Source organism: Indolivaga capnocytophagoides, from assembly GCF_036511535.1.
Taxonomy (GTDB): Bacteria; Bacteroidota; Bacteroidia; order Bacteroidales; family Dysgonomonadaceae; genus Dysgonomonas_A; species Dysgonomonas_A capnocytophagoides.
In genome coordinates this window covers 430,192-455,020 of the sequence record NZ_AP028867.1, presented here as the reverse complement: position 1 = coordinate 455,020, position 24,829 = coordinate 430,192, and the positions used below count along the sequence as shown (strand labels likewise).

The 24,829-nt window shown below is 44.5% G+C and carries 16 protein-coding genes and 2 pseudogenes; 5 read left to right on the top strand and 13 right to left on the bottom strand.

The features are described from left to right. Nucleotides 1–16: 16 nt before the first annotated feature. A pseudogene (locus AABJ51_RS02050) lies at nt 17–1,699 on the bottom strand (helicase-related protein); the annotation flags it as partial. Nucleotides 1,700–1,979: 280 nt separating this feature from the next. On the opposite strand from AABJ51_RS02050, the gene AABJ51_RS02045 reads away from it, so the two are divergent. Beyond that, nucleotides 1,980–3,494: a TonB-dependent receptor gene (locus tag AABJ51_RS02045; protein ID WP_004378882.1), complete on the top strand. Its 1,515-nt coding sequence runs from the start codon at nt 1,980–1,982 to the stop codon at nt 3,492–3,494. Here AABJ51_RS02045 and erm(F) read toward each other — a convergent pair. Continuing rightward, on the bottom strand, nt 3,482–4,282 hold the full coding sequence (gene erm(F), locus AABJ51_RS02040) for a 23S rRNA (adenine(2058)-N(6))-methyltransferase Erm(F) (RefSeq protein ID WP_004359035.1): 801 nt from the start codon (nt 4,280–4,282) through the stop codon (nt 3,482–3,484). The two genes, AABJ51_RS02045 and erm(F), sit on opposite strands and share 13 nt — an antisense overlap. Nucleotides 4,283–4,475: 193 nt before the next feature. Between erm(F) and AABJ51_RS02035 the strand changes: the two are divergent. Further along, nucleotides 4,476–5,457, top strand: a pseudogene (locus AABJ51_RS02035) (IS30-like element IS4351 family transposase). A 472-nt stretch (nt 5,458–5,929) separates the two neighbouring features. Here the strand turns inward: AABJ51_RS02035 and AABJ51_RS02030 are convergent. The 11 genes from AABJ51_RS02030 to AABJ51_RS01980 form a co-directional block, all read right to left on the bottom strand. Then, nucleotides 5,930–6,349, bottom strand: a complete 420-nt coding sequence (locus AABJ51_RS02030) for a plasmid mobilization protein (RefSeq protein ID WP_004359027.1) — start codon at nt 6,347–6,349, stop codon at nt 5,930–5,932. A 192-nt stretch (nt 6,350–6,541) separates the two neighbouring features. Continuing rightward, nucleotides 6,542–7,051: a DUF3408 domain-containing protein gene (locus tag AABJ51_RS02025; RefSeq protein WP_004359024.1), complete on the bottom strand. Its 510-nt coding sequence runs from the start codon at nt 7,049–7,051 to the stop codon at nt 6,542–6,544. Beyond that, the gene (locus tag AABJ51_RS02020; RefSeq protein ID WP_004359023.1) at nt 7,039–7,353 is read right to left on the bottom strand and encodes a helix-turn-helix domain-containing protein; all 315 of its coding nucleotides are present in this window, start codon (nt 7,351–7,353) and stop codon (nt 7,039–7,041) included. Before AABJ51_RS02020 ends, AABJ51_RS02025 begins: the two co-directional genes overlap by 13 nt. Before the next feature lie 20 nt (nt 7,354–7,373). Then, on the bottom strand, nt 7,374–7,643 hold the full coding sequence (locus AABJ51_RS02015; RefSeq protein WP_004359021.1) for a helix-turn-helix domain-containing protein: 270 nt from the start codon (nt 7,641–7,643) through the stop codon (nt 7,374–7,376). 380 nt (nt 7,644–8,023) lie between these two features. Further along, nucleotides 8,024–8,212 carry a hypothetical protein gene (locus tag AABJ51_RS02010; RefSeq protein ID WP_144005928.1) on the bottom strand — a complete coding sequence of 63 codons (189 nt, stop codon included), beginning with the start codon at nt 8,210–8,212 and terminating at the stop codon, nt 8,024–8,026. A gap of 94 nt (nt 8,213–8,306) precedes the next feature. Then, complete coding sequence (locus tag AABJ51_RS02005; RefSeq protein WP_004359020.1) at nt 8,307–8,792, bottom strand: DUF1896 domain-containing protein; 486 nt, start codon at nt 8,790–8,792, stop codon at nt 8,307–8,309. 55 nt (nt 8,793–8,847) lie between these two features. Beyond that, nucleotides 8,848–10,131 (bottom strand): site-specific integrase, encoded by a 1,284-nt coding sequence (locus tag AABJ51_RS02000; protein WP_004378883.1) that lies wholly within the window; start codon nt 10,129–10,131, stop codon nt 8,848–8,850. A 12-nt stretch (nt 10,132–10,143) separates the two neighbouring features. After that, nucleotides 10,144–11,397: a site-specific integrase gene (locus AABJ51_RS01995; RefSeq protein WP_338372453.1), complete on the bottom strand. Its 1,254-nt coding sequence runs from the start codon at nt 11,395–11,397 to the stop codon at nt 10,144–10,146. A 257-nt stretch (nt 11,398–11,654) separates the two neighbouring features. Next, nucleotides 11,655–16,199 carry a helicase-like domain-containing protein gene (locus tag AABJ51_RS01990; RefSeq protein WP_338374204.1) on the bottom strand — a complete coding sequence of 1,515 codons (4,545 nt, stop codon included), beginning with the start codon at nt 16,197–16,199 and terminating at the stop codon, nt 11,655–11,657. Between the two features lie 111 nt (nt 16,200–16,310). Further along, nucleotides 16,311–18,395 carry a type IA DNA topoisomerase gene (locus tag AABJ51_RS01985; protein WP_004360034.1) on the bottom strand — a complete coding sequence of 695 codons (2,085 nt, stop codon included), beginning with the start codon at nt 18,393–18,395 and terminating at the stop codon, nt 16,311–16,313. Between the two features lie 21 nt (nt 18,396–18,416). Continuing rightward, a complete protein-coding gene (locus tag AABJ51_RS01980; protein WP_004360035.1) occupies nt 18,417–19,817 on the bottom strand; it encodes a DUF3945 domain-containing protein in 1,401 nt (466 codons plus the stop codon). Between the two features lie 340 nt (nt 19,818–20,157). On the opposite strand from AABJ51_RS01980, the gene AABJ51_RS01975 reads away from it, so the two are divergent. From AABJ51_RS01975 to AABJ51_RS01965, 3 genes are read left to right on the top strand one after another with little or no spacing between them, the layout of a single operon-like run. Next, a complete protein-coding gene (locus AABJ51_RS01975) occupies nt 20,158–20,772 on the top strand; it encodes a TetR/AcrR family transcriptional regulator (RefSeq protein ID WP_004360037.1) in 615 nt (204 codons plus the stop codon). 4 nt (nt 20,773–20,776) lie between these two features. Beyond that, a complete protein-coding gene (locus AABJ51_RS01970) occupies nt 20,777–23,191 on the top strand; it encodes a TonB-dependent receptor (protein ID WP_004360038.1) in 2,415 nt (804 codons plus the stop codon). A gap of 33 nt (nt 23,192–23,224) precedes the next feature. Continuing rightward, nucleotides 23,225–24,418, top strand: a complete 1,194-nt coding sequence (locus AABJ51_RS01965; RefSeq protein WP_004360039.1) for a YncE family protein — start codon at nt 23,225–23,227, stop codon at nt 24,416–24,418. Nucleotides 24,419–24,829 lie beyond the last annotated feature (411 nt).

Genomic DNA, 24,829 nt, shown 5'->3' with positions numbered 1-24,829 from the left:
ATTTATTCTTTTAGATTCAAAATCTTACTTTATGACGTACTATTGTCTCTTTTGCACTGTGTTCTGAAACTGTATCAGGAGGATTTTGCAAGTCTGATTTTGGGGAGAGTTCTTCATCTCCTTCTTTGTCCGCAGTAATCGTCAAAGTGATTTTTCTGTCCAGCTCTGCCGACTGCCCTTTGAGCGAGCGAAGTTCGTCCTCTTTCTTCCACGTCCCATTAGCAATAGCAGTGTAGATTTCCTTATTGGCAGCAACCTTCTCTTTCTCCTTTTCATGCGATTCTATCACCTTGGGGATTCGCCCCAGCGCACCCAAGAAGTTCTCACACGCAAGTTTCGGGTCCGTAGCCAACTTACCATTATTATAGGTATAGTAGATACTCTCCTGCCCCTTGACAAAGAAACGGTTCACGGAGCAGTCAAACAAATCTTTTGAGGTACTCTCCGTCTTCACCATAATGGAAAATCCATAAATCTCACCGATTTTATTGTACTCGCCCTTGGTGCGTGCCTTGTCGTTAATCTCCTGCAGACGTGCAGCAATGACTTTGATGTCCGTACTGTCCTCCACGCCTTTGATGACCAGTTTGTTGATGGGATTGCCCTCTGTATCACGTTCCACGCGCTTCTCAAAGCACGCCAAATCTTCCTTAGCTTCCTTAATCTTGTCTGAATGGAAAGACACGGAACTCTCAATCTCAGCCAACTTGCCCGTTGCGGCGTCACGTTCACGGAGGAAGTTTTTGCGCTCTGACTCCAAGGTGGTGATTTTCTTGTCAAGCCTTGCTTTTTCCAAAAGGTCGGTATTGCCCGAAAGTACTGCCACGTATTCAGAGAAGTTCATACCGCTGTCCTCGTCCATTGAACCCTCGTCAATGGTACGACTGCCGAGCGTATTCGTCTTCAGCTGATTGATGAAGAGTTGCTTGTTATGCAGAAGGTTGAATTTATAACTGTCCAAAGACCGTTCCACGGCATAGATAATCACGTCGACCTTGTTGTCTGCAAATTCTTTGGCTATCACATTGCCCATGCGCACGGCTCGCCCGTTACGTTGCTCCAAATCTGAAGGTCGCCAAGGCGTGTCCAAATGATGAATAGCCACCGCTCGCTGCTGGGCGTTGACACCCGTTCCAAGCATGGAAGTAGAACCGAAGATAATACGGATGTCGCCCCGATTCATGGCATCCACCATTGCTTTCTTTGCCTTCTCATTCTTGCATTCCTGAATGAAGCGTATCTCGTATGCTGGGATATGGTAGTCTTCCACCAACTTTCTTTTGATTTCCGAATAGATGTTGAAGTCTCCACCAGGCTTGTAAGTCCCCAAATCAGAGAAAACAAACTGCGTTCCTTTCTGTGCATCGTACTTCTGATAATAGTCATTCAAGAGTTTCGCACAATGACTTGCCTTGTTGTCAATATGATCTGAGTACGCATTTTCATCAATCATGCGTAAATCAAGGCTCATCTTCCTCGCGTAATCAGTTGCAATCAGCATCTTTGCCTTTTCCTCCTTTTCGGTTAATGGCGCACGCCCTAAAAGGGTGGCATTGCCAGTTTTGGCAAACTCCATCAGTTTTCCAATAAACTCCTCCTGTTCGGGAGTTGGCGGTATGTTATGCAGTATCTCGTTCTTCTCAGGGCGGTCGATACCGATGTCCTTTGCTGTACGGAAGTCGCAAATTTCCGCATAAAAGTAATGGGGGTGAATGTAATCGACTGATTACTAATAAAAAGCAGAATATATAATCTGATAAGGTGAACGACTAAGAAACGAGCGAGTTTCTTTCCCTTTCTTTATTCTGCAAAGTCTCAAAGAACTCTCTGTTTGATGTTGCAAAGATAGCGATATAATTCATATAAGCAAAGTATTTACGTTGTTTTTTCAATGAAAATCAACCTTAGACATTTCTAATTCTATAAAATCGCCATTTTAAGGTATTGCATATATCTATGAACAATGGTAATTTTGCAAAATGATAATCAAAAGAATTCTTTTAATCTTCATCATTCTACTTCTGCTGTTTCCCACTGCTAATGCTACTATTTTGAATTTAGTTGTGGGTGATACTATATACCCTACTCGAAAACATGTTTCTTCATTACATAAAACGATAGAACTCGATGAAGTTCAAGTTATTGGACAGCGGAAATTGTTTTCCATAAGAAAAGACACCACGTTTATCAATACTGATTGCCTTCGAGTAAGGAAAGGTGCTAACTTGGAAGACTTAATCAGGAATATTCCGGGCATGGAATACGACAAGGCGAACAGGCAACTATCATTCAAAGGAAAGCCATTGAACGGCGTAAACATCAATGGCGAGACCTTTATGGGCAACGACATTATCGCAGCGTTGGAGAATATGCCAACCGATGCAGTGGAACTACTGAAACTGTATGACATGCTCAGCGCATTGGAGAAAATGACGGGAGTAGATGATGGTGCCGACAATTATGTGCTGGACATCAAGACCAAATCTACCTACAATGGCAGCCTGACAGGAACACTAACGGCTGAACACGGCAATCGCGACAGACGCAGGGATGAGGTACAGGGCAATCTATTCAATGCCGATGGCGAAAACACCTCGCTGACTTTGCGCTCTGACAATCTTAGTAATATGAACATTGGGGGAAACAATTTCCAAAACATATTGTCGGGCAATATCGTGAAGAAATTTGGTAAGAAAATTACGCTCAATGCAAGCCTCTCACTCAATGCCTTCCACAATGGAAGCGAGAATCATGACTATGATGAGCAATATCTTTCATCGGGAACAAAATATCGGGAATCAATGCTGCTTTCCTTGAGCAAGAATCACAGTAATGCCGCAAACATAAATCTGCAGTATAACATAGACAAAAAGACTTTGCTGAATATAAGTGCAAATGGAAACTTCGGACGGTCAGACAACCTGACTGACAACACAACATACCTATATGAGCGCAATACGGCTGCGGACACGCTGACCTCGGGAACGCTGCGAAATAACACAAAAAGCAATGGAAAGAATTACCATGTATCTGCCGACCTCACACGGCGGATTGGCAAGGCTGGGGCATCATTTACCGTGAAGGCGACACTTGGCGGTAACTCGAATGAAACTAATAATACCAGCCTTTCACTGACGAAATTCCACCACCTGCGCAACGCTGTGGGCGGAGATTCACTACTGTTGCGCAATCTTTGCCAACAACTGCCCACCCTGCGCAACGAAAGCAGAATATCATTGCAATATACCCATCCTTTTGGCAAACAGTTGAAATTGCAGACAGGGTACGGACTGCATCACGAAGAGGATAGAAACACAAGCAACACTTACGACTATACTATACCGAATAGACCATACATAGATAGCCTAAGTTATGAGAACACACTATCTATATGTGGGCAGGAACTCACCCTGAGAATGGATTATAAGGGTAAGCAATGGAAGATAAACAGTGGCATTGATGTAGACCACCCGACTTTGAACTACGAAGGATGAAATTTTTCAGGGACAACTTCCAGCATTTCCAAAAAACAGTTTAACCATTGACTTGGAGACAAACAAACAATTTGAGCATTAAGGTTTAAACCGAATTTTTCCGAAATTGACCTGACCTGACTTTTCCTGAAAATCGACTTTAAAGCTGTTTTTACAGATAAATCAGGTTTCTCTAACAGACAGGAAATAAATGCTAAGTATTTGGCTTTAAACTTAAAATCAAAAAATAAGTGTTTTCTTTTAATGTTTAACAGGGCTGATTTGACAGTTGGCGGTGGCAAGAAACTTTCAGGACCTACCTCATAGACAAGTTTCAAATCAAAAAAAGTATGATAGAAAACGGTATATGGATTGTAAAGCTTCCTCGAAAATAACTTTTGTGTAGGTTCTAATTGAAGGATAATGGAACCTCCCAGAAAATTTCCAAGACTCTCAAACATCAGGATTTTGAAAATATCGGAAGTAATGCCATAAGGAATATTTGACACCACTTTGAAAGGAAATTTCGGAACTGCAAAATTCCTAAAATCACAACCGACAACTTGAACATTTCGGGCATCAGAAAATAATTTTCGTAAATGTTCAACCAAAGCTGTGTCGTTTTCAATAGCAACAACATTGTTGGCGATTTTTAATAAATGAACAGTAAGAAACCCCTTGCCTGCCCCAATATCTAAAACCGTATCCTGATTACTTATATTTGCTTGTCTTATTGCATCTTTTATTAGCACTTTATCAATAGTAAAGTGCTGACCCGTAAAACGAACGGGCAATTTCTTTTTTGTCATTAGTAACTTCTTACAGGTGAATACTTCTTGAGTTCAACTTATAAATGCAACTTTTTGGGTGCGGATAATAAGCAATAAAAACATTTATTTTTCAGAGAGGAAAGAGAGACAATGTCCCCCTTTCTCTCACTCTGAATGGATAAAGTTTGCTATCTTTGCTTTAATTGTCCGTCCAAAGAAAAAAAAGTTGCAGATGAGCAAACATATAACCGAGGTACAAAGGTATGCAATTTTCTATGATGTTGCAAATACCGATGAGCAAAAAAGCAATAGCGGAAGCTATCGGAGTAGATAAAAGCACTGTTTACAGGGAGATAAAGCGCAATTGCGACGCCCGAAGTGGTAGCTATAGCATGGAGCTTGCCCAGCGAAAAGCAGACAGGCGCAAGCAGCAAAAACATCGCAAGGAAGTGCTTACACCGGCAATGAGAAAACGGATAATAAAGCTGTTGAAGAAAGGATTCAGCCCGGAGCAGATTGTCGGCAGGAGCCGCTTGGAGGGAATTGCGATGGTATCTCACGAAACGATATATCGCTGGATTTGGGAGGATAAGCGGCGGGGTGGCAAACTGCACAAATATCTTCGCAGACAAGGTCGCAGGTATGCCAAACGTGGTTCTAAAAATGCAGGGCGAGGATTTATCCCAGGCAGGGTGGATATTGATGAGCGTCCCGAGATAGTGGAACTGAAGGAGAGATTTGGTGATTTAGAGATAGATACAATTATTGGTAAGAACCACAAAGGTGCCATTCTTACCATTAACGACAGAGCAACAAGCAGGGTCTGGATACGCAAGTTGTCGGGAAAAGAAGCCATCCCGGTAGCTAAGATTGCAGTATGGGCACTGCGGAAAGTGAAAAACTTAATACACACAATTACGGCTGACAATGGAAAGGAGTTTGCAAAGCACGAGGAAATTGCGCAAAAATTGGAAATAAAATTCTATTTTTGCAAACCATACCACTCATGGGAACGTGGTGCCAATGAAAACACCAACGGGCTTATCAGGCAGTATATCCCAAAGGGTAAGGACTTTAGTGAAGTAACCAACAAACAGATTAAGTGGATTGAAAATAAACTCAATAATCGACCTCGTAAAAGACTTGGATACCTCACGCCAAACGAAAAATTTAAACAAATTATTAATCAGAATTCTGTTGCATTTGCAAGTTGAATTCAGCTTATAATAAGAAAGGAGATGAAGAATTTACTTCCCAACAGGACATTTTATTCCCTAAAGTGTTTGATGTTGATGGCATGCGAGTTTTTATTTATTGGAAACTTCCACATCCTGTGGAAAAGCTCTATCCATATGTTGATTACAAAATACGGAAAATTTCAAAAGATACGTTAGTTATAGGGGATTATACAGACTTTGTGTTTGTTAATGGTCATGGTAATGCCCCAAATCGGGAATTGTCAAAATAAAAAAATAATAAATGTGGGGTAATACTCCAAATCGGGAGTTATTGAAATAATTATCTGATTATCAATGTACTTTCCAAAAGATAAAGTATTAGGGCAGAGTGGAAAAATCGTTGAAACTGGTCCTATGTAATCGTTCAAAGTGACCCTTTTGTATCATCCAAAGAGGGATTGGACATTCGCGGTACGATACGAGTATGGGTGTTATGATTTATCAGCATTCATTCTTCTCTACTCCCAAAGGATTTTGTCAGTTGTACTGCTTGCTGTTGTAGTCTGATGAGAATTTGGGAATAGGTTTCGAGTTTGCCGAGCAGTTGTTGAGCAGTGGCAACAGAATGATAAGTATTGAGGACTTTCACGACTTCGTTGTACAGAACTCCTATCTTATGAGCCAAGGCAACGATTTCTGAGAGTTTCTCCAAGTAAGGTTCTTTTGCAGGGTCTTGGGTGATGACCTTAAAAGATTCACCAAGAAGCCTTGCTCGGACAAAGTCGCTCTTTGTCTTTGCTCCCGACTTGCGATAGAGTCTGATAAGTTTCTGCTGGTCTTCGGAATTAGGTATTCTGATGTGCCATCTGTCCCATCGTGGGCAGGTGGCACATCTGCCGTCTGGCTTCTTTTGTTTTTGCTTCTTCATTGCTTTCTAATCACGACTTTGGAGTGATTTAATCCCCTTTCGGGGCAAGGGTCTTTGTGGTACAAATGGCAATTTGTGGTACAAAGACACACCTTGCTGATGTAGAAAATGGGATTATAAGCCCCTGCTGTGTTACTGCATTCATTGAATACAGTAACTCGGCGTAGGCTTGCATTCGAGGAATGCAGTAATTCAGAGTTTCCTCCATCTTTCCACATCTTCCTTGTATTGGTCGAGGTGTTCCCGCAGTACCTGTTCGACATATCCCGAAACGCTCGCTCCATGCTCACCGATTCTCCGCACCACGAAGTCTAACTTTCGTTGGGTTTCCTCTGATACATACACGGCTTTGCGGTGGCTGTTGCGAAAGGGCTGGAGATATTTCCCCTGAAACTCGGATAATTGCTTTCTGTCCTTTGTTTTTCCCATTCTTTGATGAAATTCTTCGGTAGAAGTAGCCCTTTCTGTTGGCGACAACGCTGTTTCTTGATAGGACGGTTGAGAAAAATCCTTGTTACTCTCCTTGTCATTTTGTTCCTCAACTTTATCAACAGGCTCAAACCTTCTCTTTTCCTCTTCATAATCGAAGGGCTGGTCAAAATCGGGTAACTCTTCGGGCTTGCGGAGCTTAACGCCATAATTTCCCATATCTCTAATGGCTTGTTCCAAGCGTTGTTTCCTTTTTTCATCTATTCTTGCCATAATTTCTTGGGTATCGGGTTATAGTGTTTTTCAAGCATGGCTTGTATGTCGCTCTGCTTGTAGAGTATCTTCCCTCCGATTTTGTAGAAAGGAAGCGTTCCTGAGTTTCTGTACTCTTGGAGCGTGCGTGTGCTGAGCCGTAATTGGCTGCAAACCTCCTCACCCGAAAGGTAAACCTCACCATTCAGCATCGGACGGGCGGTAGAGCAATACCGCTCCAACTTCTTCAAAGTGCCTTCCATCAGTTGTGAAAACAACTGCATCTGAGGGTCTTCCCGCGTAATGATTTCATTCTCTGCCATAATTCATTCATTCTTTGATTTCAATCCTTGACTGCATTCAGCATTTCACAGATGTCGGTCTGTTTGTAATAACACTTATGTCCAATCATGGAGAAAGGGATTTTGCCCGTATCTCGGTATGATTGTAGGGTACGCTTGCTGATGCCTAAACGCTTGCACACGGCTTCGTTGTCGAGCCATTGCTCGGTCTTGGGAGGATTACCGATGAGTTTTTCCACACGATGGATAAAGTCTGCAAATTCGGAGCGATGTCGCTCCCACGCTTTGCGGTCGATGATAATGAGTTTCATTGCCTTAATTTTGTTTTGATTACTTTATTGTTACTCAGCAAACAAACTGTTATGCAGTCCATTGCCGTACTTCTCGGGTGCAAAAGTAACCCCTCGGAAGCACCACTGCAAGAAATGAGGATAAGCAGGGAAATAGAGAGAAAGCAATAGAAAAACAAAGGAAATCCGTCTGTGTTATTGCGGTAATGAGATGAGGTGCCGGCTCGTTCCTTTTATTATCTTGTTGTTTTATCGATAATTCGATAGTTCGACAAATCGAGATGTCGAAGTGTCGATAGATAGTTTTATCGATAGATTATTTTGACGATATATAGTTTTGACAACAGATAGTCATGACAACAAATTGTACAAACAATAGATTGTCCGTATTATCGTCAGTCCTATCTGTTGTTAGTTGTTACGCCTTGCGTCCAAAGAGCCTGAGTATGCCGTATTCTTGTCGTGCCTATACTCTCTACGGCAGCCCAGCCCTGCAAGGTTGGGAGAGATGAATACGACCGCATGGATATAGAAAATGGCAATACCACCTTGAAACAGAGAAATCCTGCGGTGGAGATTCTTCTCTCCATCCGCAGGACTCGACCTTGTCAGGGCAGACAGGCTGCCGTTGTACCTTTGCACGATAAGAAACGGCATCAGGAACTTTGCGTGCGCCGCCTTTGCCTACAACGCCTTCAGGCTTGCTTCCTCCGTCAGTCTGACCGTTGGCAGATTGTTGCTCTCGATGAGCAGCACTATCGTGCCTGTCAGTTCGGTGTAAAGACGGCCGTATTGCTCGTCAGAAGCCAATGTGTCCGTCAAACCGAACTTGTCGAATGTGGCTTGAACAGCCTTGTTCGACAACAGTATAGGTACGAGTTTCTCTGGGAGCGGTGCAGGAAGTTCCCTTTCAAACTCGTTTTCCAACACGGATATAAGCGTATCGTACTTGGAAAAGTGCAAGCCTTGATACAATGCCTCGCTTGCCATGCTCTCCGCTTCAATGTGTGTAAAGCCTTGTGCTACAGCATCGCAGTAAACTGTGAGAGCCATATCTGCCCGTGCAGTGATAAACTCCGTATCTTGCAACTTTTCGGGGTGATGCTCACTCATGTAACTTCTTAACTTCAATCGGAAGTAGGAAAGTTCCTTTTTGTTCTTCTGTTTCATTGTTTTTCTTGTTAAAAAGTTGGACTTCTTTTTTTTGAATCATTCATTACGGCTGTTACATCCCAATTATGGGACTTGACTTTTTCGGTGTTCTTGACGGACACAGCCGTAAGGCTTTACGCAGTACCCTTGTATGCTCACTACCCATCAGGGGTTGCATTTCCTTGGCAATCTTGCTCTTGGTCACCCGTGCATAAATCTCGGTCGTGGAGATGAAGCGATGCCCCAGCATCTTGCTCACCGTCTCTATCGGAAGTCCGTTCTCCAGACAGATGGTCGTGGCAAAGGTGTGCCGTGCGGTGTGCGAGGTCGCTTGAGTATGCGGTGGCAGTCCTGCCTTAATACATATCTCCTGAATAGTTCTATTGAAATTACTGTTGCTGGGAAACTCTCGAAAGAAAAGCCCCTCCCTTCGTCCGTGGCTCACAATGGCGAGTATTTTCTCGGCAACGGGCAGCAACGGGACAATACTTCTGTTCTGTGTCTTTGTTCGACAGAGCGATATGTACCTACGCCCATCCCCGAATGTATAAACATCGTCCATTCGGAGTTTCTTTAAGTCTGAGAATGCCAGCCCCGTGAAACATCCCAAGAGGAAAATAAGTCTGCAATGGTTATCTGTCGAGCGGTGCGGACGGTAAGCCAAGAGTTTTTGCAGGTCGTCCGCCGTAAGTGCATTGCGCTCGTAGGTAGGCGTTTCTATGTCTATGAGTTCAAAAGGGTCTTCACGAACGTATCGCTCCTGCAATGCCTTGCGAATGACCTGATGCAAGTGGCGTAGGCGGTTGCCGACACTGCTTTCCTTGTTTCCCAAGTCCCGAAGCATAAAAAGGCGATAGTCCTCAAGCAAAGTCTTGTCCACCTCTGTGGGCATACAGTCTGCCCTGTCCCTTACTTGCAGGAAATGAACAAAACTCTTGTAGCTGTCCTTAAAAGCCCTGACAGTTGCCTTGCTTAATGTTCTGCCCTGCAATTCCTCCTTGTATTCACAAACGGATTGATATAGCTCCGTAAGTGTTGGCATGGGGCGACTTTGCTGCATATAACGCTCCTTGAGGTATTCCGCCGTGATATAGTTTTCTTCCCTTAATGTACGTTCATAGAGTGAATGCAAGCACTCTTCTATTGAGTTCAGTTGCAGATTGATGCCGCTTGAATTACCTGTTGTCGCCTTGATGCACCCTTTTCGGGCAAGCCACTCGTCGGGGGAAGTTTGCAACTGCGTGGAAAACGATGAGGACGTTCCATTACAGGTGATACGGCAACGGATTACGCATAGTCCGTCTTCATTGGTCTTGCTTCTATCTATGTAGAATAGTATGGCAAATGTACTTTTCATTGTTCTGCGGTTTTAGTTGGTCAGTTGATAATGTGCGAGTTGTGGAAGTATTTTCTCTATGTCCAGAAAGACACGCTCGGGAGATGTCTCCGCATACACTTGCGTGGTTTTGATTTGACTGTGTCCGAGCATTTTGGAAACGCTCTCAATGGACACGCCCTCCGACAGTGTCATCTGAGATGCGAAGGTATGCCGTGCCATGTGATAGGTCAGCGTTTTCTGAATACCGCAAAGCCGTGCTATCTTTTTGAGGTGTATGTTTACCGTGTCGCATCCGGGTATGGGCAGCAGATACCCCTTGGGCGGTTCGTGTCGGAAAGCCCTCGTGTGAATGCCCCGATAACGCTCGATAATGGCAGTGGCTTTGGGAAGTAGGGGGATGTGGCACACGTTGCCCGTCTTTATTCTCGGCTTGCGTATCCAAGTCATTCCCGCTTCGTGAAAGACGTGCTGCTCCGTCAAGTGATACACGTCGGTATAGGAAAGCCCCGTCAGGCAGGAGAAAAGGAACATATCCCTCGACACTTTTTCATAGCCTTGCAATTTATCTTCTCCCAAGGCTGCGATAAGACCTACCTCCTCCCTTGTGATGTAACGTGGAGTACCCACTTCCCAACGAATGGAATGGTTGATGAAGGGATAGGTGTCAATGATGTGCCGTTTATGCAGGTCTTTGAGCAAGGAAGCCAGCATGGAGAGATAGCCAGCCGAAGTGTTGAGCTTGAATCCCTTTTCTTTGGCGAAGTAGTCCTCCAAGTCTTTGATAAAGGCGATGTCGGCTTTCTGCACGGGAATATCCTCCACACGGTAGCGATACCTGACGAAGTTTGCCAGATGCTTGTGAAAGAGCAACAGGCATTTTAGTCTGCGTTCGCTGCGGTCTATGCCCACACGCTCACGGAAGCGGTCGATATACTCGTCTGTATGATGCAGCAGTCCTTGTGACTCACTGTTCAGTCCGAATACAAGCTCCCGTACTCGCTCTGCCGTGATGGGAGCATCGGATTTACCCGAAAGAGACTCATAAACCTTGTGTATGCTCACCTGAAGGCGGTCAAGTTCCTTGTTTACCGATACGGCTTCGGCACTCTTGCCCAGCAGTCGGTTTTTGCGACTGTCCCACAAACGAGGAGTACACGAGCATTTGCAACTGAACTGTACCATAGAGCGTCCTGCGCTGATGCGTCCCATGATGGGACTTTTTCCGTTTTTGTCCTGCGTACCTCTCTTGAGGTAGAAAAGCAGCTTGAATTTTTCTTTTTCCATTGTTTTTTACTTGCAAAATTACACTTCTTTGAGGAACTTTGAACGATGCAAAACATTGATAATGAAAGAGAAAACTCCGTTTTAGTTACCACTTTCAGCCGTCCTTTTCCTTTCATCGTTTTTCGAACGATTTGGTAACTGAACTCCCTCCTTTTCGCTCCCTTTTCTGCCTGTTTCCTATGATGCAACCCTAAGAAGAAACAAGCAATATCCGCTGTATTTCAGTCAGATATGAGTTTTATGCCATTTTCTGCTTTCTACTCCCATACTTCCGCATAGAACGAGGCAAGTTCCGGCACCTTAATAAAGGTTCTGAAGCGTTCCTTCTGAATAATCTCATTCGTGATGGAAAACTCATAGTCGGTGGACTTCTTGGCAAAGACCGCTGCCCATGCGTCAAAACTGTTGATTCCCTGCTTTTCCAAGGCTTGCGGGCGCAAGTATTTGAAGAGTAAGTATAATTCCGTCAGCGAATTACTGATAGTAGTTCCTGAAAGGAATGTTGCGCCCAAGTCCTTGCCTGACCGTTCCTGTATGGTGCGAATGGCAAAGAGCATATTGAGCGCACGCTGTGAGCCATCAGGATTGCCCAAGCCCGACACTCTATCGTGGCGAGTGTTGAACATCAAGTTCTTGAATTGATGACTTTCATCTACAAAAAGGTGGTCAATGCCCATCATCTTGAAGTCCACGGCATCGTCCTTGCGCTCGGCTATACTATCTTGAATGCCCTGCAACTTGGCTTTCAAAGTCTGCTTTCGCTTCTCTAAACCTTTGAGCATAGCACGGGAAATGTCCGCTCCCTGCATACGGAGTACTTCAAGGTTTTCCTCCACAGAATCTTTTTCTTTCTGCAAAATCGCTTCTTGTATCTCCAAAGCCTGCGGTATCATGCTAAACTGCTCATGCGTAAGGATAATGCAATCCCAATCGTTGTTCTTGATGTCATTGAAGATGCGCTGGCGATTTTGCTTACTGAAGTCGTTCTTTCCCGGATAGAGTATCTTGGCATTGGGATACGCCTTGCGAAAAGTATCGGCAATATCGAATACATTTGCCTTCAGTCCGATAATCATCGGCTTGTTGGCCAATCCCAACCGCTTCATCTCGTAGGCTGCCGTACACATGATAAGCGTCTTGCCCGCGCCTACTTCATGGTCACAGATACCTCCGCCATTGGTTTTGAGCATCCATACGGCATCTTTCTGACTCTTATAAAGGTCTGATATGCCCAATCTTTTAAGGTCAAGGTCGGGAAACGACTGGTGTGTACCGTCAAAATTGGGACGCACAAAGCAGTTGAAAAGACGATTGTAACGGTCAGAGAGCTGCTCTTTGAACGTGTCAGGTGTCTGTCCGAGCCAATCTACAAAGCCTTGTCTGATTTCCTCAATCTTGGCGTTCGCCATCTGTATGGCGTGCCCGTCCCGTACTTTAATGGTCTTGGTTTCTCCTGTGATCTTATCCGTCACCTCCTTACTCTTGTTGATGTCGGGAATGGTATTGTGAAGTGCGTGCTTCATCAGGTTGATGCCGTCATAACGGCGAAATTCTCCCTGTACGGCATACTTATGCCAGATATTGGCATTCTTTCGGTCGCAGACAATGCTGTACTCGTCCATGTTGGAATGGTAGGATACGCTAATATCCGTCCCGAAAAACTCCGAGGCAAACCTACCATAGACTTTAGCAGGTATCCAGCGTTCACCGAGATTGAAGTCCAAATCAGCAAAGGGAATGGGCGTTGGCGTGGCGGCACGCAGGGCAGTCAGACTCTGTTTCGCTTCCTCATGCTCTGGATGCTCCAAGAGCCACGACTCGATACGCTCCGCCTTTTCAATCACATTGCCTGAAATGAACTTGTCGGCTACCTCATAGCCGTCCTCTTCGGGATTAAAGAAGATGCGACCTTCCAAGGCGGAAAGCATATCACTCTCTTCCATATCGGGAAGCAGGGAGCTCATATAATCAAGTTCCACCGTACCGTACTTGTTGAGTGATGCGCCCAATGCCTCCATCGGGTCTGCGGCAATGGAAAGCTCGGAGGTGGAGAAAGCCGTCGGATGGTCGAAGATGTCCGCCTTGATGTATTTGCCGTTCTCGGAGCGTTCCAAAAACAGCATTTCCACTCCGGTGGCATCCATCTTGATGATATCGGTGTTTCCCTTCTGGTTAAAGTACCCCCAACGACCTACATAGCCGTCATAAAGCCGGTTGAGTTTCTCACGCTCTTCCTTGTCCTCCGCTTGGTTGTTCGCCTCATAATCATAGAGTCGGTGATAACTTTCTCTAATCTCAATGTATGCTTTCAGCCGTGAGAGCTGGGCAAAGGGCAAGTCCATCGGGTTGAAGGTAGGATGTCGTTTCAAGTCAGAGAGAAAACCGACCTGTCCTTTCTGCACGACAATAGAGCCGTCCCTCAGATGAGAGTCGGGCGATGAGAGAAAGGGACGCGGTGAAGCGTCAAACTCTTTCTTGACCTCTGCTATGGGCTGTGGCTTGCGAGGCTCGGCTTCCTCCATAAAGTCAAAGAGTGAGGGTTCTCTGACGGGAGTCGATGCAGTTTTCTTGTTTCTGCGGGGACTGGTGGGTGTACTTCTTGTCGGTTTAGACAGTCGGCTTGCAGAAAACGGTTGGTTATCGCTGACCTTCTTTTGTTGAGCAGCCTCTTTGATTTCATTATTTACACGGGCTACATCTTGTGTCCAAAGACTATACTCTTCTGGGACAAACAAGAGTTGCTCCGTTGTTTCTGTTTCGATGGTGCTGTCCATAATCGGATGATGGTCTTCATCAAAGAATACCGTCTGTCCGTTCATTTCACGTGGGGCTTCCACGTCCGTGCGAATTTCACGGCTTTCTTGTTCGTATTGTCTTTGAAGGGTGATTACGGGGACACCTTCGGGAGCAGGTTCGTTTTCAGGCTCTATTGTTGGAAGTACCTGTGCAGCTTGTGCTTCTTTTTTTGTCTCTGCTTCGTCTCTTGCTCCATCTCTTGCTTCATCTCCCACTATCTTATTACCTTCTTCGATATTCTCTTGGGGTTGAGTGCCTTCCTGCACGGGTCTCAGAACTTCCTGACGGCTTTCATCCTTGCCTTCCTCAATGATAGGTTCTTTGGTGTATTGTCCTCTGACAATCTCTTCCAGTTCCGCAATCTCGTGCAACTTTGTGGGTTTGAAGTATAAGTCCCGCTCAATACCCAAGCCTTTGACCTTTACTTCCTCCATTTCTTTAAGGGACATATACCCAAGTTCCCAGCCGTAGCCCATCGTAACGGCTCCGAAGCCGATGCGTTCCTTGGGGTCGTATTCCAGCATATAGGCTGTATAGGCTCCCATTGGGAAGAAATAGCGAGCGTAGGCAATGCGGTCGCCGATGAGCTGCTTTTCCGTTGCATAGAGTTTGGGAAGTTGCTTCTTAGTGCTGTCGGGCATCAAATTGTAAGCATTTTCTTCTTCTTTTTCATTTTCCTTATCCTCTTTCTTTTCCTCCTTATCCTTGATTTCCTGTTCTTGAGGTATTCCTTCCGTTTTTATGTTTTCTTGTACTTTTTGCACCATCTTGTCCACGTGTACCTGCCATTCCTCCTCGGTCATGGGTATGCCGGTTTCATAGAGTTTACGATCGAAACGCTGCTCTACTTCCAAAGAGAGCTGTGTACGCAGGCTGTCAGCCATATCCTCGATACTGCCGTCAAACGTATATTCCCAAGCAGGCTTACCGTAAGGGTCTGTACCCATTTGTCTGTCTGTGGCAATCGTACGGTGGGAAATATCCTTCCATTCGCCCTCGAAGAGTGAGTTGTGGTTGAACGCAATAGAAAAGCCGTCGCCTTTAGGAACAGAGGCGGTTTGTACAAACTGCTGTTCGATGCCCTCACCAATTTCCTTGCCCGACTGTTTTTGCAGGACAATGAGGTCGCTGCCCACATCCGTACCTGCATTCTCGGAGAACATACCCGAAGGCAAACGGATAGCGGAGATAAGTCGGCTGTTCTGCATGAGGTAACGGCGGATAGCTTCATTCTTGGGGCTGTCCAATACGCCCTGCGAGGTAATAAATGCAAGAAGTCCGCCTTCTTTGATAGTGTCTAGCCCTTTCACAAAGAAATAATTGTGAATGGTTCTGGTGGATTCCCGTTTAAGGATATTCTCCCCCTTGCTATAACTACGGTCATAGACCATAAAGTCACCAAAGGGGATGTTGCTGGTGATAAGGTCGTATTTGTCCTTCCCTTCCAGTTCCCCGATGGCTTCAAAGGGTTCTTGCCGAACAAAGATATTGTCCTTACCATAAGGATGAAGGGCTTGTGTGATGCGTGCCGTCAGCAGGTCTTTTTCCATAGCATCGACCATACCGGCACTTTTGGCAAAGGTTTCGGTAAAGGCTCCCATACCTGCGGAAGGGTCCAGGCATCGTCTTACTTGCACATCGGTGGCACTTAGGGCATCGGCAATGGCGGAGACGATACGGGTGTCGGTATAGAAAGAGGTCAGTACGCTTGCCTTGATGCTCTCCCAATAGCGTTTGGCGGTGTTGGCATCGACGGCATCACGGTAAATCATCTGTTTGAGCCTTTGGGTAGGCGCAAACAGGTTTTGCTCCGATGCGCTCCAATAGCGGAGGTCATCGGGATTATCACAACGGTTCAAGACGCATTTCAGACCACCGAAACCTTGATAGCCTCTAAGCAAGACTTTCTCGGCTTCGGTGGCTTCGCGGCGTTCTTTCTCTAATCGGAGGATTACACGGATGGCTTCCGTGTTGCCCTCCAAGACAGCTTTCTTATTGTATGCCATAGTTTTTCTGTTTTAAGATGGAGAGAGAATATTAGTCGGGAGGTCATTTCTGACGTATAGTTCTTTTTACTATCTCCCAACTAATTTATTTCCTCTCCGAGCTTGTGATAACTATCTCCCTCGTGCTTTTCCTTTCTTACCCTCAAACTCAAAGGAGGTGGTATGATCTTCCCCCAGAACAAGACGAGCGTTGAACTTCTTGCCAGCCTTGCTCGTCAAGCCTTTAAGGATGGACGTTCGCCCTGTGGTTATCAAATCACGGATATTGTCTTCGGAAAGGAACGTGCCGCAGACTTCACGGAAGATGTGGAAGTCGCATCCCTCGTGCCTGCATTTGGCAATCTTGGCGTAGATGCCCACACTTTCGTTGCCACATTTGGGGCAGCGGTAGGTGGGATAGGATTTCTGCACCTGTGGAGCAAGGGCAAGGAGTTCCTCGCAAATAGTCTCCACGTAGGAGTTGATGCCTTGCGCGAATTTCTCGGGCGGCATCTGTCCTGCTTCGATGGCGGCAAGGGTCAGTTCCCACGAGCCTGTCATCTCTGCATTGGCAATTCGTTTGTCCTTGACAATCTCATAGACTGCCAAGCCTTTCTCTGTCGGGACTACCGTTTTCTTTTCTCTTCGGATATAGTCTCGCAGGATAAGTGTCTCGATGATGTTGGCGCGGGTGGCAGGTGTACCGATGCCACATTCTGCCATTGCTTTTTTGCTTTCTGCATCTGCGACCTCTTTGCCAGCATTCTCCATCGCGGAAAGCAAGGTTGCTTCAGTATAAAGCGGCTTTGGCTTGGTCTTGTACTCGGCAACCTCTGAAGATAGCAGCGGTAACATCTCGTTTTCTGTTAGGGTGGGTAGGACGGATAAAGTCTGTTCTTCATCCTCCTTACCTTTTTCATCGTTCGTGCCGGTACTGTGCTGTACGGTTTTCCAACCCAAGGCGATACTTCGGCACGCCTTCCAAATGTAGGTGTTTGTACCGTCGGTCAGTTCCACCTGCATCCGCTCTTCCTCTGAGTCGGGAGAAAAGGCTTCGATAAAACGATGGACTACCATTTGGTAGATGGCTGTTTCATCTGCTGATAGTCCCGATGGAGTTTCACCCGTAGGGATGATGGCATGGTGGTCGGTTACCTTGTCGTTGTCCACAGAGTGGCGGTTAAGTGGGAAAGAGAATCTTTGTCCTATCTTGCCAAGCAAGACGGGTATTTCCTCGAAGACGTCTTCGCTGATGTATCGGCTGCCTGTGCGGGGATAGGTCGTGATTTTCTTCTCATAGAGGCTCTGAGCTATTGAGAGGGTTTTATCTGCTGAAAAGCCGTGCTTTCGGTTGGCTTCCTTTTGTAGGGCGGTGAGGTCGTACAAGAGGGGTGGCGACGTATGTCCCACCTTTCTTGCGACCGAAGTCACGGTAAGCCGGCTCTGTTCGCGAAGCATGGCGAGAGCGGACTGTGCATCGGCTTCATTGTCAAATGCACTACTGCTCACGGCTTTCAGAGATATGCCCTCTTTCTCTCCTGCTACGGAGAGTTTCCAATAAGGGACGGAAGAAAAATCGCGATTTTCTATGTGCCGACGGCAAACCATAGCGAGTGTCGGGGTCTGTACCCTTCCCAAAGAGTAACCGCCTTTGCGAGCGATGGACAGGGCACGGCTGGCATTGATGCCCACGAGCCAGTCGGCTTCGCTTCTCGCCTTAGCGGAGTGATAGAGATTGTCATACGCACTTCCTGCTTTGAGATGAGCAAGCCCATCACGGATGGCTTTGTCCGTAAGCGAGGAAATCCAAAGTCTTTCAAAAGGCTTGTGGCAGTTCAAATGGTGATAGATATAGCGAAAGATAAGTTCACCTTCTCGCCCTGCATCGGTAGCTACGATGATGCGGTCTGCACTGTCGAAGCAACCACGAATGGCTTTGAGCTGCTTGAGTGCTGCGGGGTCTGATGTGTACTCCTTATCCTTGCGTACTTGACGAACGATAAGTTGGAAGGGATTGGGACGGATGGGCAGGTCTTCGGCTTTATAGGCTGCAAAACCGTAGGCTTCGGGCATGGCAAGGGTAATGAGGTGTCCTATTGCCCAAGTAACAAGATAGCCGTTACCTTCCAAGTATCCGTCCTGCTTGCCATTTGCCCCTACGATACGGGCTATATCTCTGGCTACCGAGGGTTTCTCGGCAATAATACAAGTAATCATAGTTAGGTTTGGTTTTAAGGGTTACATCTTACGTCCACGGCGCTGCTGTTTCTTCTCGTCCTGCTTCTGCTTTTGGGCGGCAGTGGGCTGTGTCTGCCCGGACTTTAAGGGCTCGTTCACGTTCTTGGTGGCTTCGTTGGTCTTGCCTTGGTTGTTCACTGCAACCTGTGTTTTGTGTTCTTCGGCTACGGCTACCACCTTTTCCTTGCCGGTTTCCTGCTTCTTGTCAGGGTTCCACTTGTAGAAACGTGGGCGGTTCTGTTCCTTGTCCATCTTGACATAGGCATTAAAAGGTTGCCCTTCCTTGTCCACCATATTCTTCAGATAAAGCGTGCGACCGCTGTCTAATGCTTCACGCTGCTTGTCGGAGAGTTCCAAACCACAGAGCTTGCGTGGTGCGCCTTGTTGCTGCGTGTGCTGCTGTCGCTCCTTCAAGCCTTGCTTGTTCTCGAAGATAAACTCGATGCCTTTCTTCTCAGCATTGACTTGCAGAGTGGCATTGAAGGACTTACCACTCTTGGCGGTCATTCCTTCCACTTTCACGGCTTTGCCCTCTACAAGGCCTTTGTACTGCGCATCAGAAAGTGTAACACCCTTGATTTCTTTTGGGATATTCACACGGTCGGCACGCAGGGCAATAAGTTCATTGGTCTGTGGGTCTATGGAAACGTATGCGGCAAATGGGTCACCATTCTTGGGCGTAATCTCGATGGTCTTGCCAAGGTTGCCCGTTGCAAGGAGTAGTTCTTTCTCTTCATTAGAGAACTTGTGTCCCATATAGGGGAAGTCGAGCTGTGGCTCCTTGCGAAGCGGGTGAACTGCCAATCCGATGTTACCCTCGCCATCTGTACGGAATGCCAAACGGGCATCGGTGTAGATGGTGGTATCACCAATAGGTATGGCTATCGTTATAAGATTGCTCTTCTGCCAGCCAAGCATCTTTACCAATTCTCCGCTCTGCTCCAACCGCTCACGGGTAAGTCCTAGGTTGTCGAGCTGCTTCCAATCAATCTTCGACTCGTCAATGGCAGTGGCATTCTTCTGCTTGGGCAAGAAATCATCAAAGCGCACCTGACTGTCTGCCAACTGCTGCTTGTTCTCAGGCTTCTCACGGTTCTGAAGCATGGTGTGGAGCGATGCTACACCTTGCTCCACATTGTTAGCCACTACCTTGTAGAGTCCGAAACGGGATGGTTCGTTGAACTGTTTGAGGAAATTGGTCATGAAGTTCTTCAGCAAGCCGTCTTTGTTGTTGAATTTCAAAAAGGCTGCCTGATGCACGTCCTTGGCTTCGGTTGTTTGGAGTTTGCCCTTATCGTCAATACCTGAAACTACGGAGAGCTTACCCGTTTCGTTTGCATTCTTCACTTCCGTGCGGTCTTCCAATACCAGCACATAGTTGTCATTGTTGTTCGATTCCATAAATCATTGTTTTTAAGATGAATAAATCATTATCGAACAGCAAAATTAAAGCAATAATATTATAGATTTTGAATTAAAGAAAAGGAGGGAACTCGTGAGAAAAGAAAGGAAATCTCCCATTATTGAGTGATGCATTTTATAAGAAATCACTATTTTTGGGTATTGTGGAGAAATGTCATTATTTCTAACTTTGCAACATCTAAAAAAAGTTTATGACAAAGGATAAATATCATATACAAAGAGTTTCTGAATTGAAACAGCATAGAAGCGCATCATTCATCATAGAATGGTGCGCTTTTTTTGTGAACAAAACAGAAAAACGTCCGTTAATAAAATAGCGATGAAAATATTAAAAGAAGAAATAAGAAGCCGAATTGTCATGGCTGCTCGCAATGAGTTTATTAAAAATGGCTTTAAAAAAACGTCGATGCGCACGATTTCTGCAAAGTCAGGAATTGTCTTAGGTAATATCTACAATTATTTTAAGACAAAAGATGATATTTTTTATGCTGTTCTCAAACCTTTACTTGCCGTCTTACATGAAAGAATGGCTTCCTATCACATAGAAAAAGACAAAATAGACAAAGTTGGTTTCTCGATGCAAGGCCAAAAAGATTTGCTAAGAGAAACGCTTAAAATAATTTTCTTGTATAAAGAAGAATTAAAGTTGTTGCTCTTTGAGTCAAAAGACACTTCTTTGGAAGTTTTCCGTGAGAATTTTATCGACGAACAAGTAGCAATAAGTAAAGAATATATTGACCACATGCAAAAAGTATATCCACAACTTCAAACAAATGTTTCACCACTATTCTTTCGGATTTCCTCTTTTATATGGGTAACAATTATAGAAGAAATTGTTTCAAATGCAGAAATCGGCAAGGAAGAGGCAAAACAGACTTTGTCTGAATATATACGCTATAACACGACAGGATGGCAAGCACTCATTAACCAATAAGATTATGAACAGATTATTCATCGTAGCGATATTGTGTTTATGTCCAACGATTTTGGCTGCTCAAAATACATTAAGTGGGAAAGTCATGGATAAGGATACAAAACTTCCCATATCTGGGGCATACATATCAATCAAAAATACAAAAAAGAAAACAGTTTCTGACAAGACAGGCAATTATCAAATTGACATACCCTCAAATGGAACATATATTGTTGAGGTTTCATTTGTTGGATATAAACGAGTAAGGCAAGTCATTGTGTTAAACGGCAATATCACAAAAGACTTTTTCTTAGAATCATCAGCGAACGTCCTTAGCGAAGTTGTGGTTAGGGGGTCTTCCCAGCAGGCAGAAATAAACCGTATTCGGCAAAGTCCTATGGCAGTAACAGTTGTAGACGGAGAAAAGTTACGGGGACGTTCAAGCGGTATAGAAGAAATTCTCACAAGAACGTCTGGCATTAAAGTGAGAAAAACTGGCGGATTAGGAAGTGCATCTCGCATATCTGTGCATGGGTTGGAGGGAAAGCGAGTCGCAGTCTATATCAATGGATTTCCTTTAAATAGCCCTGATGGTTCTTTCGATATTAATGATATTCCGATTGATGTCATCAAGTACATAGAAGTGTACAAGGGTATCGTTCCTGCCGAATATGGAGGCGACGGATTGGGAGGAGCTATCAACATTGTGACCAGAGAAGATGAATGTGATTTAGTTGGATTCACACAAGAATTGGCTTCATTTGGAACATTCAAGACACTTGCAAGTGCCCAGAAACTTTTTGCAAAACCTGGAATATTGTTCAATGTTGCTTTCTTCAAGAACAAGTCCAAGAACAATTATATGATGTCATGGCCAGTGTTTGAGACTAATCTACCTGCTTCTGAATACAGAAAGGTGAGACGAAACAATGACTACTATGACGCAGACTTCTATCATGTGGGCATAGGATTTAGGAAACTATACTTCGACAAACTGGATCTGGAATGTGCCTTTTACAGAAACAAGAAAGGTATACAGTCTCTTAACTTTGACTCGAGACATGCCTATACGAAAAGTCTTAATATCATGCCTACTTTGGACTTGGAGAAAAATAATTTTATCTTCAAGGGGTTGGATATGAGAAATACACTTGTTGCTCCCATCATACGTTCGAACATGACGGATACCGCAACAACAAAGACGCAATGGGATGGAACTGTCACACAAGCTATTGGGGAAACAGAGGACAACCTATTCAACGAATCGCATAACCGACAATTTGAGTTGCGAAACAAATTAAACTTGAAATATATGCTTGGACGACATTCTTTCAACCTGAACGACCAATTCGTACTCTCAGACTATAGGCCCAAGGATGAACGTATGAATGAATATCTTGGCTTTGATCCCAGTTCGTTTCCCAGCAAGATGATTTCAAACAACATCGGGTTCAGTCATTTGTACGTATCTTCCGATAATCGCTTTCAAAACTCCTTGACAATGAGCATCTATTATCTCAAGTCAAAGATTTTCAGAACAAGCGATGCTCTGTCAAAAGACCATGCGGAGGATGTGGCAGCTCCCAAGCAGACAAGCGTGAACAAAACATATTACGGGTTTAGTGAGGGGGTAAGCTATGAGTTTTGGAAAGGTGTGAGGGGGAAAATCTCGTTTTCACACAATGTAAGGATTCCAGATACGGGAGAGTTGTTTGGTAATGGGATAAGTATAAAGCCATCAGTAAACCTTCAGCCAGAAGTTGGGAATAATCTGAATGTAGGTATTATCATAGATCGAAGAAATCTGTGTGGACTTACTCGTGTGCAATGGGAAACAAACTTTTATTATATGTATATGAAGAATATGATAAGACTTTTCCCTGCAGATACTCGTTCCATATATACAAATTTAGGAAAGACGAGCACGCTTGGGTTCGATACAGACATAAAGGTGGATGTGACTCCCAACATCTATGCTTACTTTAATCTTACATTGCAGGACATTCGAGACCGACAAAAATGGTTAAACGATGAGAAGGGAACAGATAACCCAACGTATGACAAGCATGTGCCCAACATACCTTCATTCTATTACAATTATGGTATGGAATACCACGTTGAAGGTTTGCTAGGAAAGAAGGAATTGTCCAGAGTTTATGTAGACGTTTCCCATGTCGGAGAATTTGATTGGGGATGGCAAATGAGTACACTGCCCGACCAGCGCAAGAAATGGCTCATCCCCTCCAATGATGTGTTTACCATAGGTCTTCAACAGTCCTTTTGGCACAACAACATTTCACTGAGTTTTGAGGTTGAGAATATCTTTGATAAAGAAAACTACATGGAATTCAAAATGCCACTGCAAGGGCGTACTTTTAAAATGAAATTGCGTTTTAATCTGTTCCGAGATAAAGTCTCCGGGGGAGCTATGAGTATGTAAATTCTTATTATTATTTTTAATATTTAATTCAAAATGAAACATTATTTCTTAGTTGCAGCCGTAGCGCTGCTTGTATCAACAGGTCTTTCCTCATGTGGAAAAGACTCACCAGATGTTCCTCCAATGCCTCCGACAAAGACAGAATCGGGATTTGTACACAGCGTGAATATAGGAGAGAACACTTATGTCAGCCTGTTTAAGGACTTGACTGTCGGCTCACTTAACACGGACAATGCGTTAGTGTTAGCCAAAGGTGCATTTACCTTTGTACATAAAGGTAAGGTGTATGTAACTGACACTGAACACCTCTATAAATATACGCCTAAGGATGGCAAACTTGTTCAGGAAGGGCAGACCATGGTGTTTCCAAGTGGCGCAAAGGCTACATACATTACGTTCGTATCCGAGAAGAAAGCCTATGTTTCTTGCCTTGGATTAGGAAAGGTCTGGATAATAGACCCTGTTTCTATGACGAAGACAGGAGAGATAGATTTATCTGACTATTCTTTGGGGAAGTCGGCTGGAGACAACAATCCTGAGCCATGTGCCTCTATCATCAGGGACGGCATCTTATACGTTACCCTCTGCCAGTTGAAGTCTGCCTACTCATGCGAGGAGGGAGCATACATAGCCTTGATAGATACCAAGACCGATAAGCCCATCAAAATGATTAGTGACCCTCGTGCCACAATGTCCTCATGTATGACTCCTGCTGGGGATCCATTCGTGGACGAGAAGGGTGACCTCTACTTCTATTGCGTTGCCATGTTTGGATATCAGCCTGGAGTCAAGGAAGGATTCCTGCGAATTAAGAAAGGAGAACAGAACTTTGATAAATCATATTGTTTCACTCTTGCAGATGTAAAGTTAGAAGGAGTCAAGGGAAACAAAACATCGTATGCATATAATAAGGTGTATGGTGGAAACGGAAAGGTTTACGGATATCTTAATATTCCCGGAGCCGCAAGCAATCCACCAGACTACGTTCATGACAAATCATTCCAGGCCTTTGAGATTAATCTCTACAATAAGACTTGCAAAAAGATGGATTTTGCAGGAACTACAGGCTGGGCGGCATCTATTTGCAAATCAAATAATGATATTATCTTCGGCATGGCGACTGACCAAGGTGTGGGCTACTCTGTCTATCATATGAATGATGGAAGCTATGAAAATGTAAAAGTAAAAACTTCTGGAGCACCATATATGATTAGTAGTCTGAAATAATATGAATTTCCTTGTCGAAAGTAAAATATTTCGACAAGGAAATTGTTCTCCTATCCATAAAAAAATAACAGGATGAGAATCTTTTGTTTTTTGACACTTTATTTATAGAGGATACAAAATGAAGAAAAAAATATTAGATATCATCGCCGTCTCAAGTATCATAAGTGGTGCGTTTATTACAATATTTGATAATATCCTCCAGATAAGGTATGGGTATATTATCATGCCTTCAATACAAGATACAATAACCATAAGCAAGATATAGAATAATCAATGCCAGAAAGACTGTATTATGCAATTACCTATCCAACTTTGAAATCTTACCAACGCATCCATATGAGATTATGCCCTTGTCGCTTTAATCAATTGAATGATGCGTTTTCGCAAGAAATCACTATATTTGGGTATTGT